The organism is Polaribacter sp., from assembly GCF_036480315.1.
In the GTDB taxonomy this organism is placed as follows: domain Bacteria; phylum Bacteroidota; class Bacteroidia; order Flavobacteriales; family Flavobacteriaceae; genus Polaribacter.
Window position 1 is genome coordinate 41,893 of record NZ_JAZGGG010000039.1, and the last position, 18,380, is coordinate 60,272.

An 18,380-nucleotide genomic window follows, 5' to 3' on the forward strand; every position below is an offset into this window, starting at 1 on the left:
AGTTAAAATAAATGAAACAAAAACTCAACAATAACAATACATACAAAGCTTTTTTAATTGATTTTAAGCTTCAATACAAATGTTAATTAAATGTTAATGATAGTACTATGTATTGCATAATACCTTTTTAAAGATATATATTTGCATAAGAAAGTATTATATAGTTTATAAATCATGACACAAAACAAAGAAAACACCAACGCATTTTTAATCCACATATCTGCATTTGCAGGTTTTATATTTCCTTTTGGTAATATTATTACGCCTTTAATTGCGTGGCAAACTTTAAAAGACAGAAGTGCTTTTTTAGATGAACAAGGTAAAGAAGCAGTAAATTTTAATATTAGTTATTCGCTTTATGTGTTTATACTAACATTATTTGTTGGCGGTTTTTTTATTAGCAACTTTTTTAGAGGTTTTAATAATTTCGATAATTTTAATCATGTAGACATCAACTTTAATACAGAAAACATATTCGGCTTTTTAGGTTTAGGATCTATTGCAGGAATTGTATATTTAATAGGAATGGCTTTAGTAATTATTGCTGCATTAAAAGCAAAAGAAGGAGAAAATTATAAATATCCATTCACAATAAAATTCATAAAATAAATGAAGATAGAAAACACAAAAGCACAAATGCGAAAAGGTGTTTTAGAATATTGCATTTTATCCATCTTAAAAAATGGTGATGCATATACTTCTGAAATCCTTTCAACATTAAAAAGTGCACATATGATTGTGGTTGAGGGAACCATATATCCGTTATTAACACGTTTAAAAAACGCAGGCTTATTAACTTACAGATGGGAAGAATCTACTTCTGGACCACCTAGAAAATATTACGTTTTAACAGAAAACGGAGGCATGTTTTTAAAAGAATTAGACAAAACATGGAGTAATTTAATAAGTTCAGTAAACCAAGTAATTAGCACAAAACCAACTACAGATGAATAAGACAATAAATATAAATTTAGGCGGGTTTTTCTTCCACATAGATGAAATTGCCTATCAGAAATTAAAACGATATTTAGAATCGATTTCTAAATCGTTAAGCGATGATCCTCAAGGAAAAAATGAAATAATTGCAGATATTGAAGCACGTATAAGTGAACTTTTATCAGAAAAAATTACAGATGCAAGACAAGTTGTAAACGAAAGTGATATTGATGATATTATTGTAATAATGGGTCAGCCAGAAGATTATACAGAAGCAGAAGAATCTTATAATGATGCTAGTTATTCTTACAAAAGAAACAGTGCATCTGGTAAAAAATTATTTAGAGATGGAGATGATAAATTTTTAGGTGGAGTTGCATCTGGTATTGCACATTATTTTGATGTAGATACAATTTGGATTCGTCTTGGTTTATTAGCACTTTTCTTTGGAGCAGGCTTTGGAGTTCTTGTGTATATTATTCTATGGATTTTATTACCCGAAGCTAAAACCACTGCAGAAAAATTGCAGATGGAAGGTGAGCCAGTAAACATAGATAATATTGAGAAAAAGATTCGTGAAGAATTTGATAATGTATCTGAGAATGTAACTGAATTTGCCAACAAAGCATCAGAAAAAATTAAAAATGGTGCCAATGAGTTTTCTGAAAAAATGAGTAAAACTTTTTCAGTAAAGACCAAAAAAAATAATGGCTTACAAGATTTTCTAAATGTAATCGGTAAAATTGTTCTTGTCTTTTTTAAAGTGATAGGGAAATTTATTGGAGTTCTTTTAGTATTTATTGCAGCTGCTGTTATTTTATCTCTAATTATTGGAGGGTTTTCTGTAGGAAGTTTAGAATGGTTAAATGTTGATGGACAATTTTTACAGTATCCACCATTTTTCTATGACTCGGTTCTACCAAAATGGCTACTAACCACATTTGGGTTTTTATTAGTTGGAATTCCGTTTTTAATCTTATTTGTTTTAGGATTAAGAATACTGTCTAGCAGCGTAAAACAATTAAGTAAAGCTACATCTTTAACTTTATTAGGTATTTGGATTATTGCACTTTTAGGGCTAATTTTTACAGGATTAGATTTTGGTACATCGCATTCTAACTACGGACAAACAGTAAAGAAAAGCTACATAAATATTGCAGCAAATGATACTATTACTTTAAAAATGGTTAATGATGATAACATTTATTATCAACATAATTTAACAAGAAGTACACGTAAACACGAAGTTGAAGTTAATAACAGAACAATGACTTTTGCAAGAAATATTAAAGTGGATGTAAAAAAGAGTAATTCTAATGAAACATACATGATTGTTCAAAAAGAATCTCTTGGAAAAAGTAGAAATCGTGCAAATAAAAATGCTGATAAAATTAAATATAAATACGAAATTATAGACAATACAATTATTTTTGATGCTTTCTTTTTATCAAATTTTAAAAACTTTTGGAAAGATGAAGAAATAAATATTACAGTTTTTCTTCCGGAAAGTACTACTGTTTATTTTGATCATTCAGTAAAAAACTTCTTATCTAATGTAGACAACACAACAGATACTTATGACAAAGAAATGGCAAATCATCATTATATAATGACAGATGAAACCTTAAAATGTACAGATTGCAAAGTAGAAGTCGAAGAGGAAACTGAGGAAGAATCTAATGATAATGAAACTATTTAATACAATTCAGTAATAAAAACCAACAATTGAGTAACCAAACTTTGATTTAAAGCGTCTATTAATAGACATTTGAAACGTAATAAATCTAAAACAAAACCAAACTCATGAAAAATTCAATCACAAAAATTATAGCAGTTTTATTTGTAGCAACTATTTTTACTTCTTGTGGAGTAGATATGTTTAACCGAATAAATGGTAACAGAAATGTTGTTACTCAAGATAGAAAAACATCAGAAAATTTTACAGGAATCAAAGTAAGTACAGGTATAGACTTGTATATAACACAAGGTTCTAAAAATCAAATAACGGTAGAAGCAGATGAAAATTTGCATGATATTATTATGACTGAAGTTGAAGACGGAGTTCTAAAAGTCTATTCAAAAAAAAGTATTTGGAAATCGAAAGCAAGAAAAGTACATGTTACCATTAAGAATTTAGATTTACTTAGAGCAACAAGTGGTAGTGATGTGTACGCCAAAGATGCAATTAAAACAGATGAAATTTCTATTACAGCAACAAGTGGCGCAGATATTAGAATTTCTGTAAACGCGGTAAGTGTAGAAACAAATTCTACAAGTGGTTCTGACATTGAAATTTCTGGCACAACAACCAACCATGCTTCTAACGCTACAAGTGGTTCTTCTATTGATGCTTATGCATTAGAAAGCAAAAACACACTTGCAAAAGCGACTAGTGGAGCAGACATTAACATTCATGCATCAGAAAAATTAGAAGCAAAAGCAACAAGCGGTGGAGATATCGATTTTAAAGGTAATCCAAAAAAAATAACTAAAAAGTCTTCTTCTGGCGGAAGTATTTCTGCCAAATAGAATTCTAATCAATCAAACTAACCAACTATGAATTCCTTTTTAGAACCTTTCAAAAATTCACTTATTATAAAAATTTTAATTGCAATTTTTTTGTTTCTTTTTTCTTTAGTAACAAATGCGCAAGTAGATAAAAATGCTGGTTTATATAAAACTTTAAAAACAAAAGACAGTATTCTTTTTCAAAGAGGGTTTAATAAATGTGAACTAGAAAAATTAGAACCTATTATTGCTAAAGACATTGAATTTTATCATGATGTAGCAGGTGTACAAGATAGAAAAGGTTTTATGGATGCCCTAAAAAACAATGTCTGTTCTAATCCTGGAATGAATAAAAGAAAACTTGTTGAAAATTCTTTATCCGTTTTTCAAATGAAAGAAAACAACAAACTTTATGGAGCAATTCAGAAAGGGAAACATATTTTTCAACAGAAAATTGATGGTAAAATGAAAACTGTAGGTATTGCAAATTTTACACACCTTTGGGTTTTAGAAAATAACAAATGGAAATTAAAAAGAGTATTGAGTTATAATCATAAACCTTACTCTGAATAAAAATTTATTAGAAAGCTAACTTCTAATATTAGTACTAAAACTTGGTTTTATTAGTTTACTTGGTAAGTCGTCGTTTTGTAATAAAACGACGCTTACTTTTTTACATTAAACTTATTTAGATATCTAACTAATATGTTTTAGCATCTCTTCTATTTCACAGAACAACATCTTTATTATAGAATCTTATTATATTTTTTTCTGAATACGTTTTTAAGTATCTTTCGCTTATGTTTAACGGAAGTTTAATTCTAACATTAGCGTTAAAATTGATCCAAATAAACGAACAGATTTTCTATTAAAAATTTATGAATAAAATTGATATTAGAACAGTTAATGTTGTTCAATATATTTATCCTTTAAGAGAAGGCGGATCATTACCTGCAATTGTTAAAGCAGATGATGGTTTTCTGTATGTCTTAAAATTTAGAGGTGCAGGACAAGGAAAAAAAGCATTGATTGCTGAATTTATTGGTGGAGAATTAGCAAGAGCAATTGGTTTAAAAGTTCCGGAAATTGTTTTTATGAATCTAGACGATTCATTTAGCAAAACAGAACCAGATGAGGAAATTCAAGATTTATTAAAGTTTAGTGTCGGTTTAAATTTAGGCTTGCACTTTTTATCAAGCGCAATTACTTATGATCCTTTAGTATCTAAAGTAGATACCAAAATCGCTTCAAAGGTGGTTTTATTAGACAGTATTATTAGTAATATTGATAGAACCGCAAAAAACACAAATTTATTAAATTGGAATAATGAATTATGGATTATTGATAATGGAGCGAGTTTCTATTTTCATCATAATTGGGAAACTTGGAAAAACCATTTAACCAGAACTTTTCCGTTGATTAAAGACCATGTTCTTTTACAAAAGGCAACTAATTTAAGTGAAGCAGCAATAGAAATTAAAGAATTATTAAATGAAACTAAAATTAATGAAATTGTTTCTAGCATACCAGAAAATTGGTTGTTAAGTGAAGCTGATTCTTTGAGTACTTACGAAATTAGAGAAGCTTATATTCAATACATAAATACAAGAATTTCGAATATAGATTTATTAGTTAAAGAAGCCAACGATGCAAGGTAAATGTACATTTGAATTTGCCATAATTAGAGTGGTACCAAAAGTAGAAAGAGAAGAATTCTTTAATGTAGGCGTTATTCTTTTTTCAAAAAGAAAAAAATTTCTTGGCATAAAATACAACATCAATAAAGATAAATTAAATGCTTTTTCTTCTGAAGTTGAATTAGATGTTTTAAACGATTATTTAAATGCTTGGAAACTAATTTGCGATGGAAAATCATCTGGAGGACGAATTGGTGAATTAGAAATTTCTGATAGATTTAGATGGTTAGCTGCTTGTAGAAGTACTATTATACAAAGTTCTAAAACGCATCCAGGTATTACGAATGACCCAAAAAAAGAATTGGAAGACATCTATAATAAATATGTTTTGTAAAAAAACCAAAAAAGCATGCAAACAACTAAACTCAATTCTAAAAGTATACTACCACTAACTTGCTCTAGATCTGGAACGTGCTGTTTTGGTAAGGCTGTAATGTTAAATCCTTGGGAATTGTTTCGCTTCAGTAAAGAAAAAAAAGTTATTGCTAGAGAATTTCGAGATTTATATACAGATTTTGGTGGTATTCGATTAACTTTTAATGGAAAAATAGATGAAAAAAGACAACAAGCATGCAGTCAGTATATAGATAATGTTGGTTGTAGCGTTCATCTTGGTCGTCCATTAGCATGTCGTTTATATCCGTTAGGGCGTCAAATTCAGTTTGATAAAGCACACTATATTTATGAAGGTAATTCTTTCCCTTGTTTAACGGATTGTGCAGAAGTTTTAGAATTACCTAAACTTAGTGTAGGCGAATATATTAAAGGTCAAGGAGCAGATCCTTTCGAAAAAGCACAAGATGAATATTTAATTATAATGCAAAATATTGCAGATATTGCTTTTGAATTATTACTAGACTCTGGATTAGCCGAATCTGGAGACACAAAAACACTAACTGCATGGAGAATAATAGGAAACGAACTTCCAGAAGTTCTAGAAGCAAGAATTGGTAAAGATTGGATAGACAGCTTAATGCTTCCAACAATTACTGAAGATGCCGAAAACCCAGTTATATTTGCTAAAAAACATAATGAATTACTATTAGTTAAAGCACAAGAACAATTTGGAAGTTTACAAACAATGCAAGAACTTCATGAAGCTTCTGTTTTAATGATTGCAGTAGCATTGCATTTATCTAGAGGTTTAGGTGCAGACACAAAAGGAATTGCTGAACATTGGTTAGAAACAGCAAAAAACCACGGAGTTAAAGAATAAAGAATTACTTCTGCTCTAAATGTTCTTCAATATCTGCAATATGATGTTGCAAAGCTTGTGCAGAAATTTGTATTTCTTTTATTAAAAGGGATAGAGAAATTATCAATAGAATAAGTGCACCACCAAATATATAAACGGCAATAGTGTTAAAATTAATATAGATTAAAAACATTGTTAAAACACAGAATAATAGACTTGTAATTCCAAAAATCTGCATCCATCTTGTTAAATTCAAACGGAGTTTTATATTTTTAATTTGTCTTAATAATGAATCATCTTTTTTTTCTAAATAAATATCGTGCAAATTTCTTATTACAGATGCGTATGCCAAAAACCGATTTGTATAAGCAAGCATTATTAGAGAAATTGCGGAAAATAAAAGTGCGGGTGTTGTAAGTGTTAGTTCTTCCATAATAAGTTATCAAAATTACTTAATAATTTTTATTTTCAGTACTTTTGATAAATGAAAAATGCACTCCTATTTTTTTTTCTAATAATTAGCTATTCAGCTTCTACTCAAAGTCTACCAAAAGGTTTTGTCTATTTAGACGATATAGATGCTTCTATACAATCTGAATTAAGATATTTTACCAACAATAATTTTATTGGTAAACCAATTGATGGTTACAAGAATAATTGTGTTATAGTTACTTTAGAAACCGCAAACGCATTAAAAAAAGTTCAAAAAATTTTAATAAAAAAAGGATTAAGCCTAAAAATATTTGATGGATATAGACCTCAAGAAGCTGTAAATCATTTTGTAAAATGGGCGAAAAAATTAGAAGATACTATTATGAAAAAAGAATATTATCCTCGAGTGCCAAAATCACAATTATTTAACCAAGGTTATATTGCTTCTAAATCTGGTCATTCTAGAGGCAGCACTGCAGATTTAACTATTGTAAATTTAAAAACCGGCAAAGAATTAGATATGGGAAGTTCGTATGATTTTTTTGGAGTAGAATCGCATCCATTTTATAAAAAAATCAATGCTCTCCCAAAAAAAAATCGTTTGTACTTGCGTAAAATAATGTTAGAAAACGGCTTTAAACCTTATGATAATGAATGGTGGCATTTCACTCTAAAGAATGAACCTTTTCGAAATATATACTTTAATTTCGTCATAGAATAATAAGTTTTAACAATTTCTAAACAACTTCACTTAAAATCGGCATTATATTTGCTAAATTATTGCTAGCAACAAATCTAAAAAATGAAGCAACTAAATATATTTTTCCTTTTAACACTTTGTATTCTATCTACTTCGCAATTATCTGCTCAATTAGACAATACTACTAATAACAAAGAAAAAGGAAAAACAAAAGCAATTATTTTAAATAATTCTAAAGTAATAAAAAAGCCAAGTTCTATTAAGCTAAATGCCACTAACGGCTTTAAAAAAGCCTACGATAAAGAACAAGAAAAGCTAAAAAAGAAACAAGACGAAGATAATTTAAATAAAAAAGGGATTAAAACGCAAGCAAAAATTAGTGAAGAGCGTTTTTTAAAAAGTTTTAAAAAAATTAATGGTCAATACGTATATCCAAAAATTGATCAAGATTTAGGTAGTTTTAGAACAAATTCTAAAAGTGTAAATATTATTTGCAGAGATTTTCAATATCCAGATGGAGATAGAGTTACCATTTATCTTAATGATATTCCTGTAGTTGTTAATATTGTGCTTAAACAACGCTATCAAAAATTCTCAATTCCTTTAGAAATTGGCATTAACAAAATTGCCTTTAAAGCTTTAAATCAAGGAACTTCCGGACCAAATACCGCAGGCTTTAAAGTTTATAATGATGCAGGTATGTTACTTTCTTCTAATGAATGGAATTTAGCTACAGGAGCCAAAGCAACAATAGTAATTGCAAAAGACAAATAAGTACTCAACGAAATCGTTTAAGTTAATTCCCAAAACCCAATTTTTTTTTTCTATTTAAAACCATTATTTTTGTGTTTAGATTATATTATATTTGCTTATAATTTTTACAACAAACAACAATTATAGAGAATGAAAAAAATCACCAAACAAACCTATCTAGATTGGTACAAAGACATGCTTTTTTGGCGTAAATTCGAAGACAAATTAGCTTCCGTTTATATTCAACAAAAAGTAAGAGGGTTTCTACACTTGTACAATGGTCAAGAAGCCATTTTAGCAGGTGCATTACATGCAATGGACTTATCTAAAGATAAAATGATAACTGCATATAGAAATCATGTACAACCAATTGGTATGGGAGAAGATCCTAAAAAGGTGATGGCAGAATTGTATGGAAAAGTAACTGGTACTTCTAAAGGTATGGGTGGTTCTATGCATATTTTTTCTAAAGAATTCGGTTTTTATGGTGGTCATGGTATTGTTGGTGGTCAAATTCCATTAGGAGCAGGATTGGCATTTGCAGATAAATATAAAGGAAATGGTGCTGTAACATTAACCTGTTTTGGTGATGGTGCTGCAAGACAAGGTTCTTTACACGAAGCATTTAATATGGCTATGTTATGGAAACTACCTGTAATTTTTATTGTTGAAAACAATGGTTACGCTATGGGTACTTCTGTAGAAAGAACTGCAAACCATACAGATATATGGAAACTAGGTTTAGGTTATGAAATGCCTTGTGGACCAGTAGATGCTATGAATCCTATTAAAGTTGCTGAAGCTGTAGATGAAGCTATACAAAGAGCTAGACGTGGTGATGGACCAACATTTTTAGAAATGAAAACATACAGATACAGAGGTCACTCAATGTCTGATGCACAGCACTACAGAACAAAAGATGAAGTAGAAGAGTATAAAAAAATAGATCCTATAACACAGATATTAGATATCATTAAGGAGAAAAATTATGCTACAGAAGAAGAAATTACTGCTATAGGTAAAGAGGTAAAAGCAAAAGTAAACGAATGTGAGAAATTCGCAGAAGACTCTCCTTATCCAGAAACTCAACAAATGTATGACATGGTTTATGAACAAGAAGATTATCCTTTTATAAGTTAAGATATGGCTACAATAATAAATATGCCTCGATTAAGCGACACCATGGAAGAAGGTGTTGTGGCAAAATGGCTAAAGAGTGTTGGTGATAAAATTGAAGAAGGTGATATTTTAGCTGAAATCGAAACTGATAAAGCTACAATGGAATTTGAGTCTTTCCATGAAGGAACTTTATTACACATTGGTATTCAAGAAGGTGAAACTTCTCCTGTTGATGTTTTATTAGCAATTATTGGTGAAGAAGGTGAAGATATTTCTGCTATTATAAATGGTAGTTCAGAACCAACAAAAATAGAAGCTACTGAAGAAAAAGTAGAAATTATTTCTGAAACTAGTGCTTCAAATGATGTCGTTGCAATTCCTGCCGGAGTTCAAGTAATAACAATGCCTCGTTTAAGTGATACAATGACTGACGGAACTGTGGCAACATGGTTAAAGAAAGTTGGTGATGCTGTTGAAGAAGGAGACATGCTTGCTGAAATTGAAACTGATAAGGCAACAATGGAGTTTGAATGTTTCTATGAAGGAACTATCTTATATATTGGTGTGCAAGAAGGTGAAACTGCGCCAGTGGATAGCTTATTAACTATTATTGGCCCTGCCGGAACAGATGTTTCTGCAATTGTTGCTAATGGTGGTGGTGTATCTACTTCTGATGAAAAACCTGCAGATTCAACTTCTGAAAAGAAAGAAGAAAAAACAGTTGCTAAAACTGAAGCACCTAAATCTTCAAACACAACGACAAATAATAATGGTGGAAGAATTTTTGCTTCTCCATTAGCAAAGAAAATTGCTTCTGATAAAGGTATTAATTTATCAGATGTAAATGGTTCTGGTGAAAACGGAAGAATTATTAAAAAAGATGTTGAAAATTATACTCCTGCTGCTAAAATTGAAGTCGCTCCTGCTACTTCAGCTGCAGCTGCTGCTGGCGTAGAAAGCTCTGAAGAAGTTAAGAATTCTCAAATGCGTAAGGCAATTGCCAAGTCTTTAGGTAATTCTAAATTCTCTGCCCCAGATTTCAGCTTAAATATTGAAGTTGATATGGACAATGCAATGGCTTCTAGAAAAACCATAAATGCAATTCCAGAAACTAAAGTATCATTTAACGACTTGGTTGTAAAAGCATGTGCAATGGCACTTAAAAAGCATCCACAAGTTAACACATCTTGGACAGATACAAATACAATTTATCACAGTCATATACACGTAGGTGTTGCAGTTGCTGTTGATGATGGTTTATTAGTACCAGTAATTAAACACACAGATCAATTAAGTTTAACTCAAATTGGTGCAGGTGTTAGAGATTTAGCAGGTAAAGCAAGAAATAAAAAGTTAGCTCCTGTAGACATGCAAGGAAGTACTTTTACTGTTTCTAATTTAGGTATGTTTGGTATCGAAAACTTTAATTCTATAATAAATCAACCTAATTCTGCTATATTATCTGTTGGTGCAATTGTACAAAAACCAGTTGTTAAAGACGGACAAATAGTTGTTGGTAATACGATGAAATTGACTTTAACTTGCGATCACAGAACTGTAGATGGCGCTGTTGGAGCACAATTTTTACAAACATTAAAAACGTTTATTGAAAACCCTGTTACAATGTTAGCATAGATCTTTTAAACTATATTTTAAAAAAAGCTCGCAATTTTCGAGCTTTTTTTTATATATTTATTTCTGATGAAAGATTTACAAGAAAAATTAAAAAACCCAGTTTGGCACTCTTTACAAGAAGCTCATAAAAAATTTCTTATTGAATATGATGGTGTTAAATTTTATAACCCAGAAATAAATAATTTTGGTGCTTTTTACAATCCTGATAAAACCAAAAATGCATCAAATGAGTATTCAAAAAAAGTAGAGAAATTCTTTTTTGTTTCAGAAGACAAAACTCCAATTATAGATTCTAATACTATTATTTTAGAAAAGAAAATTAATGGCTGTCAAATGGTTTTAGAAAACCTTATTGATGTTAAAATAACAGAAAAAATTATTTTATTGACTAAAGATCATATTGATGAAGTTTATGATTTAATATGGTTAGTGATGCCTGGTTTTTATCAAAAAAGAGGTTTTGAAATGGGTAAATTCTTTGGCATTTTTAAAGAAAAGAAGTTAATTGCAATTTCTGGACAGAGATTACAAACAAACGATTTTATTGAAATTAGTTCTGTAGTTACGCATCCAGAACACACAAGAAAAGGATACGCAAAGCAATTAATTTATTACACAACAAAAGAAATTTTAAAAGAAAACAAACTACCAATTCTCCATACAAATAGGGGTAACCCTGCAATTTCTCTCTACGAAAAATTAGGATACAAATTATCTAGAGATATGAATTGGTGGTTAATTAGTAAAAAATAAAAAGTTCGTAAATTACGAGCTTTTTATTTTTTACTTACGATATGTAATAAAAGTAAAAGATTTATGGATAATTTTCCATTTCCCTTTTATTTTTAAAAGCATTAAATAGTCTGTATAAACTCTTTTATAAATTGGCATTATAATTTCAATTTTTGCAATAGCTGCATCGTTTTCATAATCTACAGAAACTACACGTCCAATACGATTCGATTTTCCGCCTTTTTTAATATTATTTACATATTTCTTACCAACCCAAGTTACTAAAGTATCTTTCTTAACATGATACAAATTTAAATTTTCATGAAAAGCCTCTCTAACTCTATCGGGTTCACCATTTGCAGTTCCTTCAATATAATTTAATAACGTTTCATTTATATTTTCTATTTCAGTTTGAGCAAATGTATTCTGAATGAAAATGATTGCAATTAATACTATTATTTTTTTCATCTTAATTAGTTTTCTTTAAAAGTACTCATTTATCTAAAAATCAAAACGATAATTCATTTTAAAAGCAACACCCCAATTTTGTCTACTTAAATGTTGATTGAAATTATCAGTAACCACCAAATAAATATAAGAAAGCGGCATGTATTCCCATTGTAAACGAGTGTTTACGCTAAAATTATCTCTTTGAGTATTATACTGAAGATATGTAGTCCAATTTAAACGATTGTTAAAAAAGACTTCACCTGTAAAACGAGTTAAATGAAAAGTTTCTTTTCCGAAACTATTTAAATCTATTTTATTAATGTCGTAACTCAATTCTAAATTAGCAATTGGTAATAATTGATAATTTAAATACGCACCAGCACTTGTTCTTTTTCCACCATAATAGGTTCCTTTCTGAACATTAACTCTATATCTTAATTTTTGATTATTTGCAGAATTAAATCCAACCTTAAAAATTCCGAATCGATATTCATCTGGCGTTAATGCATTCCCGTTCCCTAAAGGATCAAAACCATATTTTAAATCTACATAATCGTAATTAATAACATAATAAAGCGCTGATAAATCTTTAAAAAATACAGCAGAATTTAAAAAATGTGAAGCTTGATTTAGTTTACCAGTTTCATCAAAATAGTTGTTATTTCTATAGTTTAGAAAACGAACAGAATTTATTGTTTTAGAATTCTCATAAAATTTTTGATACTCTACTCCGGCTGTAATTTGTGTATAACCCTCTCGAATTATGACATCATTTATGGCATCATAATTATACAATCTTGGCGTAAAACCAACTTCATTTATATAATTTGTTTCTATCTTTTTTACAGATGCATTCCATTCTAAACCTCTTGTATTATAATAAATGCCTAGATTATAAAAGTTGTTTTTATTGGAAATTCCGTTATTAAAACTCTTCCCTAAATTAGCCAAACCAATCCATTTATTATTATCAGATTTATAATTTAAATTGACTCCAGCAACTCTATTATAATCATTTATAAAACTAAAATTATCGGTTTCTTGCTTGTTGATTAAAAAAGCAGTAGTTGTAAAATTTTCATTTAATTGATGTTCTCCTACCAAACTTGTAAAGTTTTGAGAAGCAACACCATTTTCTTGTTTTGTTTGCGCATTTAAAACACCAATTCTTGTTTTTGTAGATACGTTTCCAGATAATTTTAAACCAAGCTGAATGCCACTTTCTGCACCAATTCTTCTTGAATAAAACGGTTTTACATCGCCAACACCTAAATTAGAAAACAAATCTGAATTCTCTAAAAAGAAATTCCTACGCTCTGGAAAAAAAATAGAAAATCGTGTTAAATTCGTTACTTGCTGATCTACATCAATCTGCGAAAAATCAGGATTAATAGTGGCATCTAATTTTAAAGAAGAGGTAACATTGTATTGCACATCTAAACTTGGTGTAAAGTTTGTTTCTGATGAATTATTACCAACATCTTTTGCATAGTTAGTAGTTGTTGAAGGCGTTAAAGCAAATCTTGATGTTGCTTTATTTGGCAAGTTTTCAATTTTAAATTTCTTTGTAAAGCGTAAATCAAAATTTGCAAAATTTCGTTTTACATTCTTTAAAATTGTCCAAGAATTGTTCTTAATATCTCTTACATAAAACTGAATTCCGAACGTATTTGTATCACTATTAAAATTTAATGACTTTAGAGGAATTGCCAATTCATATTGTTTTTTCCTACCATTTAAAGTCGTTTTAGACTGCCAAATTGTATTCCAACTAAAACTTAAATTGTAGCTATCATTTACACGACTTACCAAACCATCTGTCTGATTCCCTAAAGAATTCAATGCAAAGAAATAACCATTTTGTTGTTGATTCTGTGTATCTAAAATTATTACAAAAGAATCACTTAAAAAAATGGAAGCATCTCTTTTTAATGTATTAACTTGTGTTTTTTCAGTCGTATCGTAATAAATGGCGCTTACAAATAAATACTCTCCATTATGAAACAACTTTACAGAAGTTTGGTTTTCTGCCAAACCAATATCTGTAGGTAAATAATTATAGAAATCGGTATATTCTGGTAAAGTTGCCCAAACCTGTTCGTCAATTTTGCCATCGATTTTAATCGATGTTTCTATAAACTTAATCTCCGAAGTTTGACAAAAAATAGAAAACGAAAATCCCAGAAACAGAAAAGTAAAAAAAATCTTCATATTATTTCTTTTTAGGTTCGTCTACTCTTGTTGCCGTTTTACTGATTATTTTCCAACCATTTTCAAACTTTTTAAGTAAGAACAAATCGATATATACCCATTTTCTTAATGGGCCTGCAATTTCTGCTTTTGCAGTTGCAATGTCATTAAATATTTCTATGGATAAAATTTTTCCAACACGACCATTAAATTCTCCAGCTTTTTTATTGGTAAAAAAACCTACATATTCTTTTGGGGTATAAATTTTGAAACCATCTTTTCCTGTTAAATATAATGTGGCATTTTCTGCAAATGCACTCTCTAACTGCACTAATTTATTATAAGAACTTCCTGTAAGATAATCTTGTAAGGTTTTTTCTACATCTTTAAATGTTGATGTTTGTCCTACTATAATTGAAGAACAAAAAATGGTAAAAATTAAAATAAGGTTTTTCATTTTGGATTGACTTTTAAATTCAATTCAAAAATGAAAAAAGTACAAACAAAATGAATGATTTCTTATAATGCAAGAGTCCTGAATTATAAAATTGGAATAAACAGGCTATAAAAACTGCTTCTTAAATTCTGATGGTGTTTTACCAACTACCTTTTTAAAAGTAGCATAAAAGTTAGATTTTGAAGAGAATCCTGCTTCAAAACCTATAGCCTCTAAAGTAAATTGATTGTTTTCTTGTAGTAATTTCTTTGCTTCTTCAATTCTAAATTCATTTATAAAAGAGGCAAAACTTTTTCTTAAATTATCATTTAATAATTGCGATAATTGGTGTGGAGTAATATGCAATTCTTTGGCAATATCATTCAACTTTATATTCGTGTCTTTGTAAAATTGCTTTTCATTCATTAATTTATGCAAAGAAGAAACTAAAGAGTTTGCTGCTATTTTCTCAATCTTTTTTGAAGCATATTTTTCTGGTATGTCTTTAAAAAAATTTTCTCTATTACTTTTAAAGAGCAAGAAAATTAACAATCCATAAAAAACGACAGAAAAGGTAATTGTGCCAATCAAATAGAGATAAAAATACCCAATAATATAAGCTGAAAAAATTAAAAGATTTGCAATAAAAACTGCTACTAACCAAATCTCCGAAGTAGTTGATTTCTCTTTTTTAGAAATCAATTTTCTAAAAATATCTTTTAATAGAAATGAAGAACATAAAATATAAAACCCCCAAACTCCATAAATAAAAAACACAAAATAGTTGTTCCAAAAACTTGGGTTTGTGTTATAAGAACTCAACAAACCAACGATAACAATAAAAGAAAACAACAACAAAAAGTGTAATTTCCAAGAATTTGGAATCTTTTTTATATTTAATACAGAAGCTTTTAAATAATAAAAAAGTGTGACTCCTATTAAAAAACAAGCCGACAAACCTATCTGAATTAATACAATATTACGTTCTTCTCTGTGTGTAAAAATTACATATACAGATTTACCAATTCTTAAACACAATAAAAGCAACAACAAGCCAAATAACGAGTTCTGCAAGCGCTTTTCTTTGCTAAAAAACAGAAAATAAAGACTTGCCAAAAAGCCGTTAAAAACGCCTATGGAGCAAATGAAAAATAAAATCGGGTTTTCGAAAGTCATGTTTTTATTCAATTCTAAAAATCAAAGAAACAAAAAAAAACATAAATCTATTTAGATGAATCTTGTTAAACTTTGTTAAAAGAGAGTTTTCACTTATTGACTTTTTACATAAAAAAATCTAACTTCGCTAACTACGAATAGTTGACATTAAAACGACGTCATATTCGTGTTAACGTTGTAAGGAATTATCTAAAATAATATTAAAACAAAAAAACGCTCACAATTTGTGAGCGTTTTTTTGTTTTAATATTATTTTTTTTCTAAAAATCTTGATTTACATCCCAAGCTTCTAAAGTTTCTTTAAGTGATTTTATAAACATTCCGCCTAAAGCACCATTTACAACTCTATGGTCATAAGAATGAGAAACAAACATTTTTTGTCTAATTCCTATAAAATCACCATCAGGAGTTTCTATAACTGCAGGCATTTTTCTAATTGCACCTAATGCTAAAATAGCAACTTGTGGTTGGTTTATAATTGGTGTTCCCATTACAGAACCAAAACTACCAACATTTGTTACTGTGTACGTTCCGCCTTGAATATCATCTGGTTTTAAAGCGTTGTTTCTTGCCCTAACAGCCAAATCATTTACAGCTTTTGTCATTCCAACAAGGTTTAACTGATCTGCATTTTTAATAACAGGCACAATTAAATTTCCATCTGGTAAAGCTGCTGCCATACCTAGATTAATATTTTTCTTTTTAATGATATTATCGCCATCAATTGCAATATTAATCATTGGATACTTCTTTATAGTGGATGCTACAGCATGCATTAAAATAGGGGTAAACGTTAACTTCTCACCTTCTCTCTTAAGAAATGCATCTTTTACTTTTGCTCTCCATTTCACAATATTTGTAACATCAATCTCTATAAAAGACTGAACATGTGCAGAAGTTTGCGTGGAATTTACCATATGTTTGGCAACCAGTTTCCCCATTCTACTCATTTCAACAATTTCATCTCCACCATTAACTGAAACCGGCGCAGCTTTAGGCGTTGCTTTTTCTACTTGTTTAGGAGCTTCAACTTTTACTGCAGCAACAACTGGTGCAGATTGAGTAAGTGTACTTCTATTTTTAATATATGTTAAAATATCTTCTTTTGTAACCCTACCATCTTTACCTGCGCCCACAATTGTTTCTAATTCTTGCATAGAAACACCTTCTGTTTGTGCTATATTTCTAACTAACGGTGAGTAAAATTTACCAGAATCTGAAGTTTTAGAAATTGGTGTAGCAATAACTTCTGCTGCTTTTTCTATTGTTTTAGTTACTTCAGAAATAGTAGAATTATCTATTATTTTTACTTCTGCTTTAACTGGCGCAGCAACCGCAACTTCTCCTCCTTCAGTTTCTATTACGGCTATTGTTGCACCAACCGCAACAACATCATCTTTTTGAAATAAAATTTCAATCAAAGTTCCTTCAACTTCACTAGGAACTTCAGAATCTACCTTATCAGTAGCTATTTCTACAATAGCTTCATCTAATTCAATGGTGTCTCCTACTTCTTTTAACCAAGAAGTTATGGTTGCTTCTGCAACACTTTCACCCATTTTTGGTAACTTTAATTCAAATCTAGCCATTTCTATCTGATTTTAGAGAATGCAAAAATACTAAAATTCAGTGATTTTATAACAATTTAAAAGGTGAAATAATATGATTATATTTTTTAAACTTTACATTATTCATAATAAAAAAGATAAATAACATAATTATTAATCATATAACTTATTATTTAGTCAAATAAATAATAATTTCGTAATTATAATATTAATTCGTTTTCTTATTCTTCTTTTTAACTCTTTCTAATTGGCGTTTTGCTCTTGCCAATTCTCTTTCAGCACTTTTCAGTTCTTTTTCAGCATTTTCTTTAGCATCTTTTTTTGAATCTGTTCCAGAAATAGCATCTTTTAAAACATCACCAAAATCATTCATCATATGAATAATGTTAGCATTTGCATATTGCTTATCAACATAAATTTTTAATGTATCATCAGTTAATTTACATTCGTAGATTTTTTCTCCATCTTCATTTTTTATCCATTTATAAGTATCTCCAGAAATAGATAAACCAGAGTTCCCTAATTTATCTACCAATAACTTTTTTATGCTACCTGTTTTACTTTCATGAAATCTTGCTGAAAATTTATAGACATTATCATTTCTTTTTATAGAAACCGATGAATTGTCTTCTTTATCATCCGTATCAAAAGTAATAGAATATGAAGTACCTTTTGTTTTAGTTGAAGTTGATGGTGTTTTAGGTGCCTTTGGAGTTGATTGGCTAAATGTATTATTTGATAAAAACAACACTGTTAAAGCTGATAAAAATAAAGTTCTCATAATATGGTTTTTAAGATTATTATGATACAAATGTAGCTTTGAATTCTATTTAAAACAAAGAATTTCAATTCG

At 29.2% G+C, this 18,380-nt stretch carries 20 protein-coding genes; 13 read left to right on the forward strand and 7 right to left on the reverse strand.

Annotated elements, in window-relative coordinates; all coding sequences use genetic code 11:
* Nucleotides 1–174 precede the first annotated feature (174 nt).
* The 8 genes from V3V28_RS07795 to V3V28_RS07830 all read left to right on the forward strand — a co-directional run bounded on the left by V3V28_RS07795 (nucleotide 175) and on the right by V3V28_RS07830 (nucleotide 6,357).
* Complete coding sequence (locus tag V3V28_RS07795; protein WP_331364460.1) at nucleotides 175–609, forward strand: DUF4870 domain-containing protein; 435 nt, start codon at nucleotides 175–177, stop codon at nucleotides 607–609.
* Nucleotides 610–954 carry a PadR family transcriptional regulator gene (locus V3V28_RS07800; protein WP_331364461.1) on the forward strand — a complete coding sequence of 115 codons (345 nt, stop codon included), beginning with the start codon at nucleotides 610–612 and terminating at the stop codon, nucleotides 952–954. It abuts the gene before it with no gap.
* Nucleotides 947–2,635 (forward strand): PspC domain-containing protein, encoded by a 1,689-nt coding sequence (locus tag V3V28_RS07805; protein ID WP_331364462.1) that lies wholly within the window; start codon nucleotides 947–949, stop codon nucleotides 2,633–2,635. Before V3V28_RS07800 ends, V3V28_RS07805 begins: the two co-directional genes overlap by 8 nt.
* Before the next feature lie 104 nt (nucleotides 2,636–2,739).
* A complete protein-coding gene (locus V3V28_RS07810; protein WP_331364463.1) occupies nucleotides 2,740–3,465 on the forward strand; it encodes a head GIN domain-containing protein in 726 nt (241 codons plus the stop codon).
* Nucleotides 3,466–3,492: 27 nt separating this feature from the next.
* Nucleotides 3,493–4,017 carry a nuclear transport factor 2 family protein gene (locus V3V28_RS07815; protein WP_331364464.1) on the forward strand — a complete coding sequence of 175 codons (525 nt, stop codon included), beginning with the start codon at nucleotides 3,493–3,495 and terminating at the stop codon, nucleotides 4,015–4,017.
* A gap of 305 nt (nucleotides 4,018–4,322) precedes the next feature.
* Nucleotides 4,323–5,102, forward strand: coding sequence for a HipA family kinase (locus V3V28_RS07820; protein WP_331364465.1), 780 nt, complete (start codon nucleotides 4,323–4,325; stop codon nucleotides 5,100–5,102).
* A complete protein-coding gene (locus V3V28_RS07825; RefSeq protein ID WP_331364466.1) occupies nucleotides 5,092–5,475 on the forward strand; it encodes a DUF3037 domain-containing protein in 384 nt (127 codons plus the stop codon). The genes V3V28_RS07820 and V3V28_RS07825 overlap by 11 nt, the downstream gene beginning before the upstream one ends.
* A gap of 15 nt (nucleotides 5,476–5,490) precedes the next feature.
* A complete protein-coding gene (locus tag V3V28_RS07830; RefSeq protein ID WP_331364467.1) occupies nucleotides 5,491–6,357 on the forward strand; it encodes a YkgJ family cysteine cluster protein in 867 nt (288 codons plus the stop codon).
* Nucleotides 6,358–6,361: 4 nt separating this feature from the next.
* Here V3V28_RS07830 and V3V28_RS07835 read toward each other — a convergent pair whose 3' ends face one another.
* Nucleotides 6,362–6,769 carry a DUF2721 domain-containing protein gene (locus tag V3V28_RS07835; RefSeq protein ID WP_331364468.1) on the reverse strand — a complete coding sequence of 136 codons (408 nt, stop codon included), beginning with the start codon at nucleotides 6,767–6,769 and terminating at the stop codon, nucleotides 6,362–6,364.
* A gap of 51 nt (nucleotides 6,770–6,820) precedes the next feature.
* Here V3V28_RS07835 and V3V28_RS07840 point away from each other — a divergent pair, with 51 nt between their 5' ends.
* The 5 genes from V3V28_RS07840 to V3V28_RS07860 all read left to right on the forward strand — a co-directional run bounded on the left by V3V28_RS07840 (nucleotide 6,821) and on the right by V3V28_RS07860 (nucleotide 11,728).
* Complete coding sequence (locus tag V3V28_RS07840) at nucleotides 6,821–7,489, forward strand: M15 family metallopeptidase (protein ID WP_331364469.1); 669 nt, start codon at nucleotides 6,821–6,823, stop codon at nucleotides 7,487–7,489.
* Nucleotides 7,490–7,570: 81 nt separating this feature from the next.
* Nucleotides 7,571–8,242, forward strand: coding sequence for a hypothetical protein (locus tag V3V28_RS07845; protein ID WP_331364470.1), 672 nt, complete (start codon nucleotides 7,571–7,573; stop codon nucleotides 8,240–8,242).
* Nucleotides 8,243–8,371: 129 nt separating this feature from the next.
* Nucleotides 8,372–9,361 (forward strand): pyruvate dehydrogenase (acetyl-transferring) E1 component subunit alpha, encoded by a 990-nt coding sequence (pdhA, locus tag V3V28_RS07850; protein ID WP_331364471.1) that lies wholly within the window; start codon nucleotides 8,372–8,374, stop codon nucleotides 9,359–9,361.
* Between the two features lie 3 nt (nucleotides 9,362–9,364).
* A complete protein-coding gene (locus tag V3V28_RS07855; RefSeq protein ID WP_331364472.1) occupies nucleotides 9,365–10,975 on the forward strand; it encodes a pyruvate dehydrogenase complex dihydrolipoamide acetyltransferase in 1,611 nt (536 codons plus the stop codon).
* Nucleotides 10,976–11,041: 66 nt separating this feature from the next.
* Nucleotides 11,042–11,728: a GNAT family N-acetyltransferase gene (locus V3V28_RS07860; protein WP_331364473.1), complete on the forward strand. Its 687-nt coding sequence runs from the start codon at nucleotides 11,042–11,044 to the stop codon at nucleotides 11,726–11,728.
* Between the two features lie 30 nt (nucleotides 11,729–11,758).
* On the opposite strand, the gene V3V28_RS07865 is transcribed toward V3V28_RS07860, so the two are convergent.
* The 6 genes from V3V28_RS07865 to V3V28_RS07890 form a co-directional block, all read right to left on the reverse strand.
* Nucleotides 11,759–12,175: a nuclear transport factor 2 family protein gene (locus V3V28_RS07865; RefSeq protein ID WP_331364474.1), complete on the reverse strand. Its 417-nt coding sequence runs from the start codon at nucleotides 12,173–12,175 to the stop codon at nucleotides 11,759–11,761.
* A 33-nt stretch (nucleotides 12,176–12,208) separates the two neighbouring features.
* Nucleotides 12,209–14,368, reverse strand: coding sequence for a DUF5916 domain-containing protein (locus tag V3V28_RS07870; RefSeq protein ID WP_331364475.1), 2,160 nt, complete (start codon nucleotides 14,366–14,368; stop codon nucleotides 12,209–12,211).
* A gap of 1 nt (nucleotide 14,369) precedes the next feature.
* Nucleotides 14,370–14,804 carry a nuclear transport factor 2 family protein gene (locus V3V28_RS07875; RefSeq protein ID WP_331364476.1) on the reverse strand — a complete coding sequence of 145 codons (435 nt, stop codon included), beginning with the start codon at nucleotides 14,802–14,804 and terminating at the stop codon, nucleotides 14,370–14,372.
* A gap of 105 nt (nucleotides 14,805–14,909) precedes the next feature.
* Nucleotides 14,910–15,857: a helix-turn-helix domain-containing protein gene (locus tag V3V28_RS07880; protein ID WP_331364477.1), complete on the reverse strand. Its 948-nt coding sequence runs from the start codon at nucleotides 15,855–15,857 to the stop codon at nucleotides 14,910–14,912.
* Between the two features lie 362 nt (nucleotides 15,858–16,219).
* On the reverse strand, nucleotides 16,220–17,548 hold the full coding sequence (locus V3V28_RS07885) for a dihydrolipoamide acetyltransferase family protein (RefSeq protein ID WP_331364478.1): 1,329 nt from the start codon (nucleotides 17,546–17,548) through the stop codon (nucleotides 16,220–16,222).
* Nucleotides 17,549–17,735: 187 nt separating this feature from the next.
* A complete protein-coding gene (locus tag V3V28_RS07890; RefSeq protein ID WP_331364479.1) occupies nucleotides 17,736–18,308 on the reverse strand; it encodes a hypothetical protein in 573 nt (190 codons plus the stop codon).
* Between the last annotated feature and the right edge of the window lie 72 nt (nucleotides 18,309–18,380).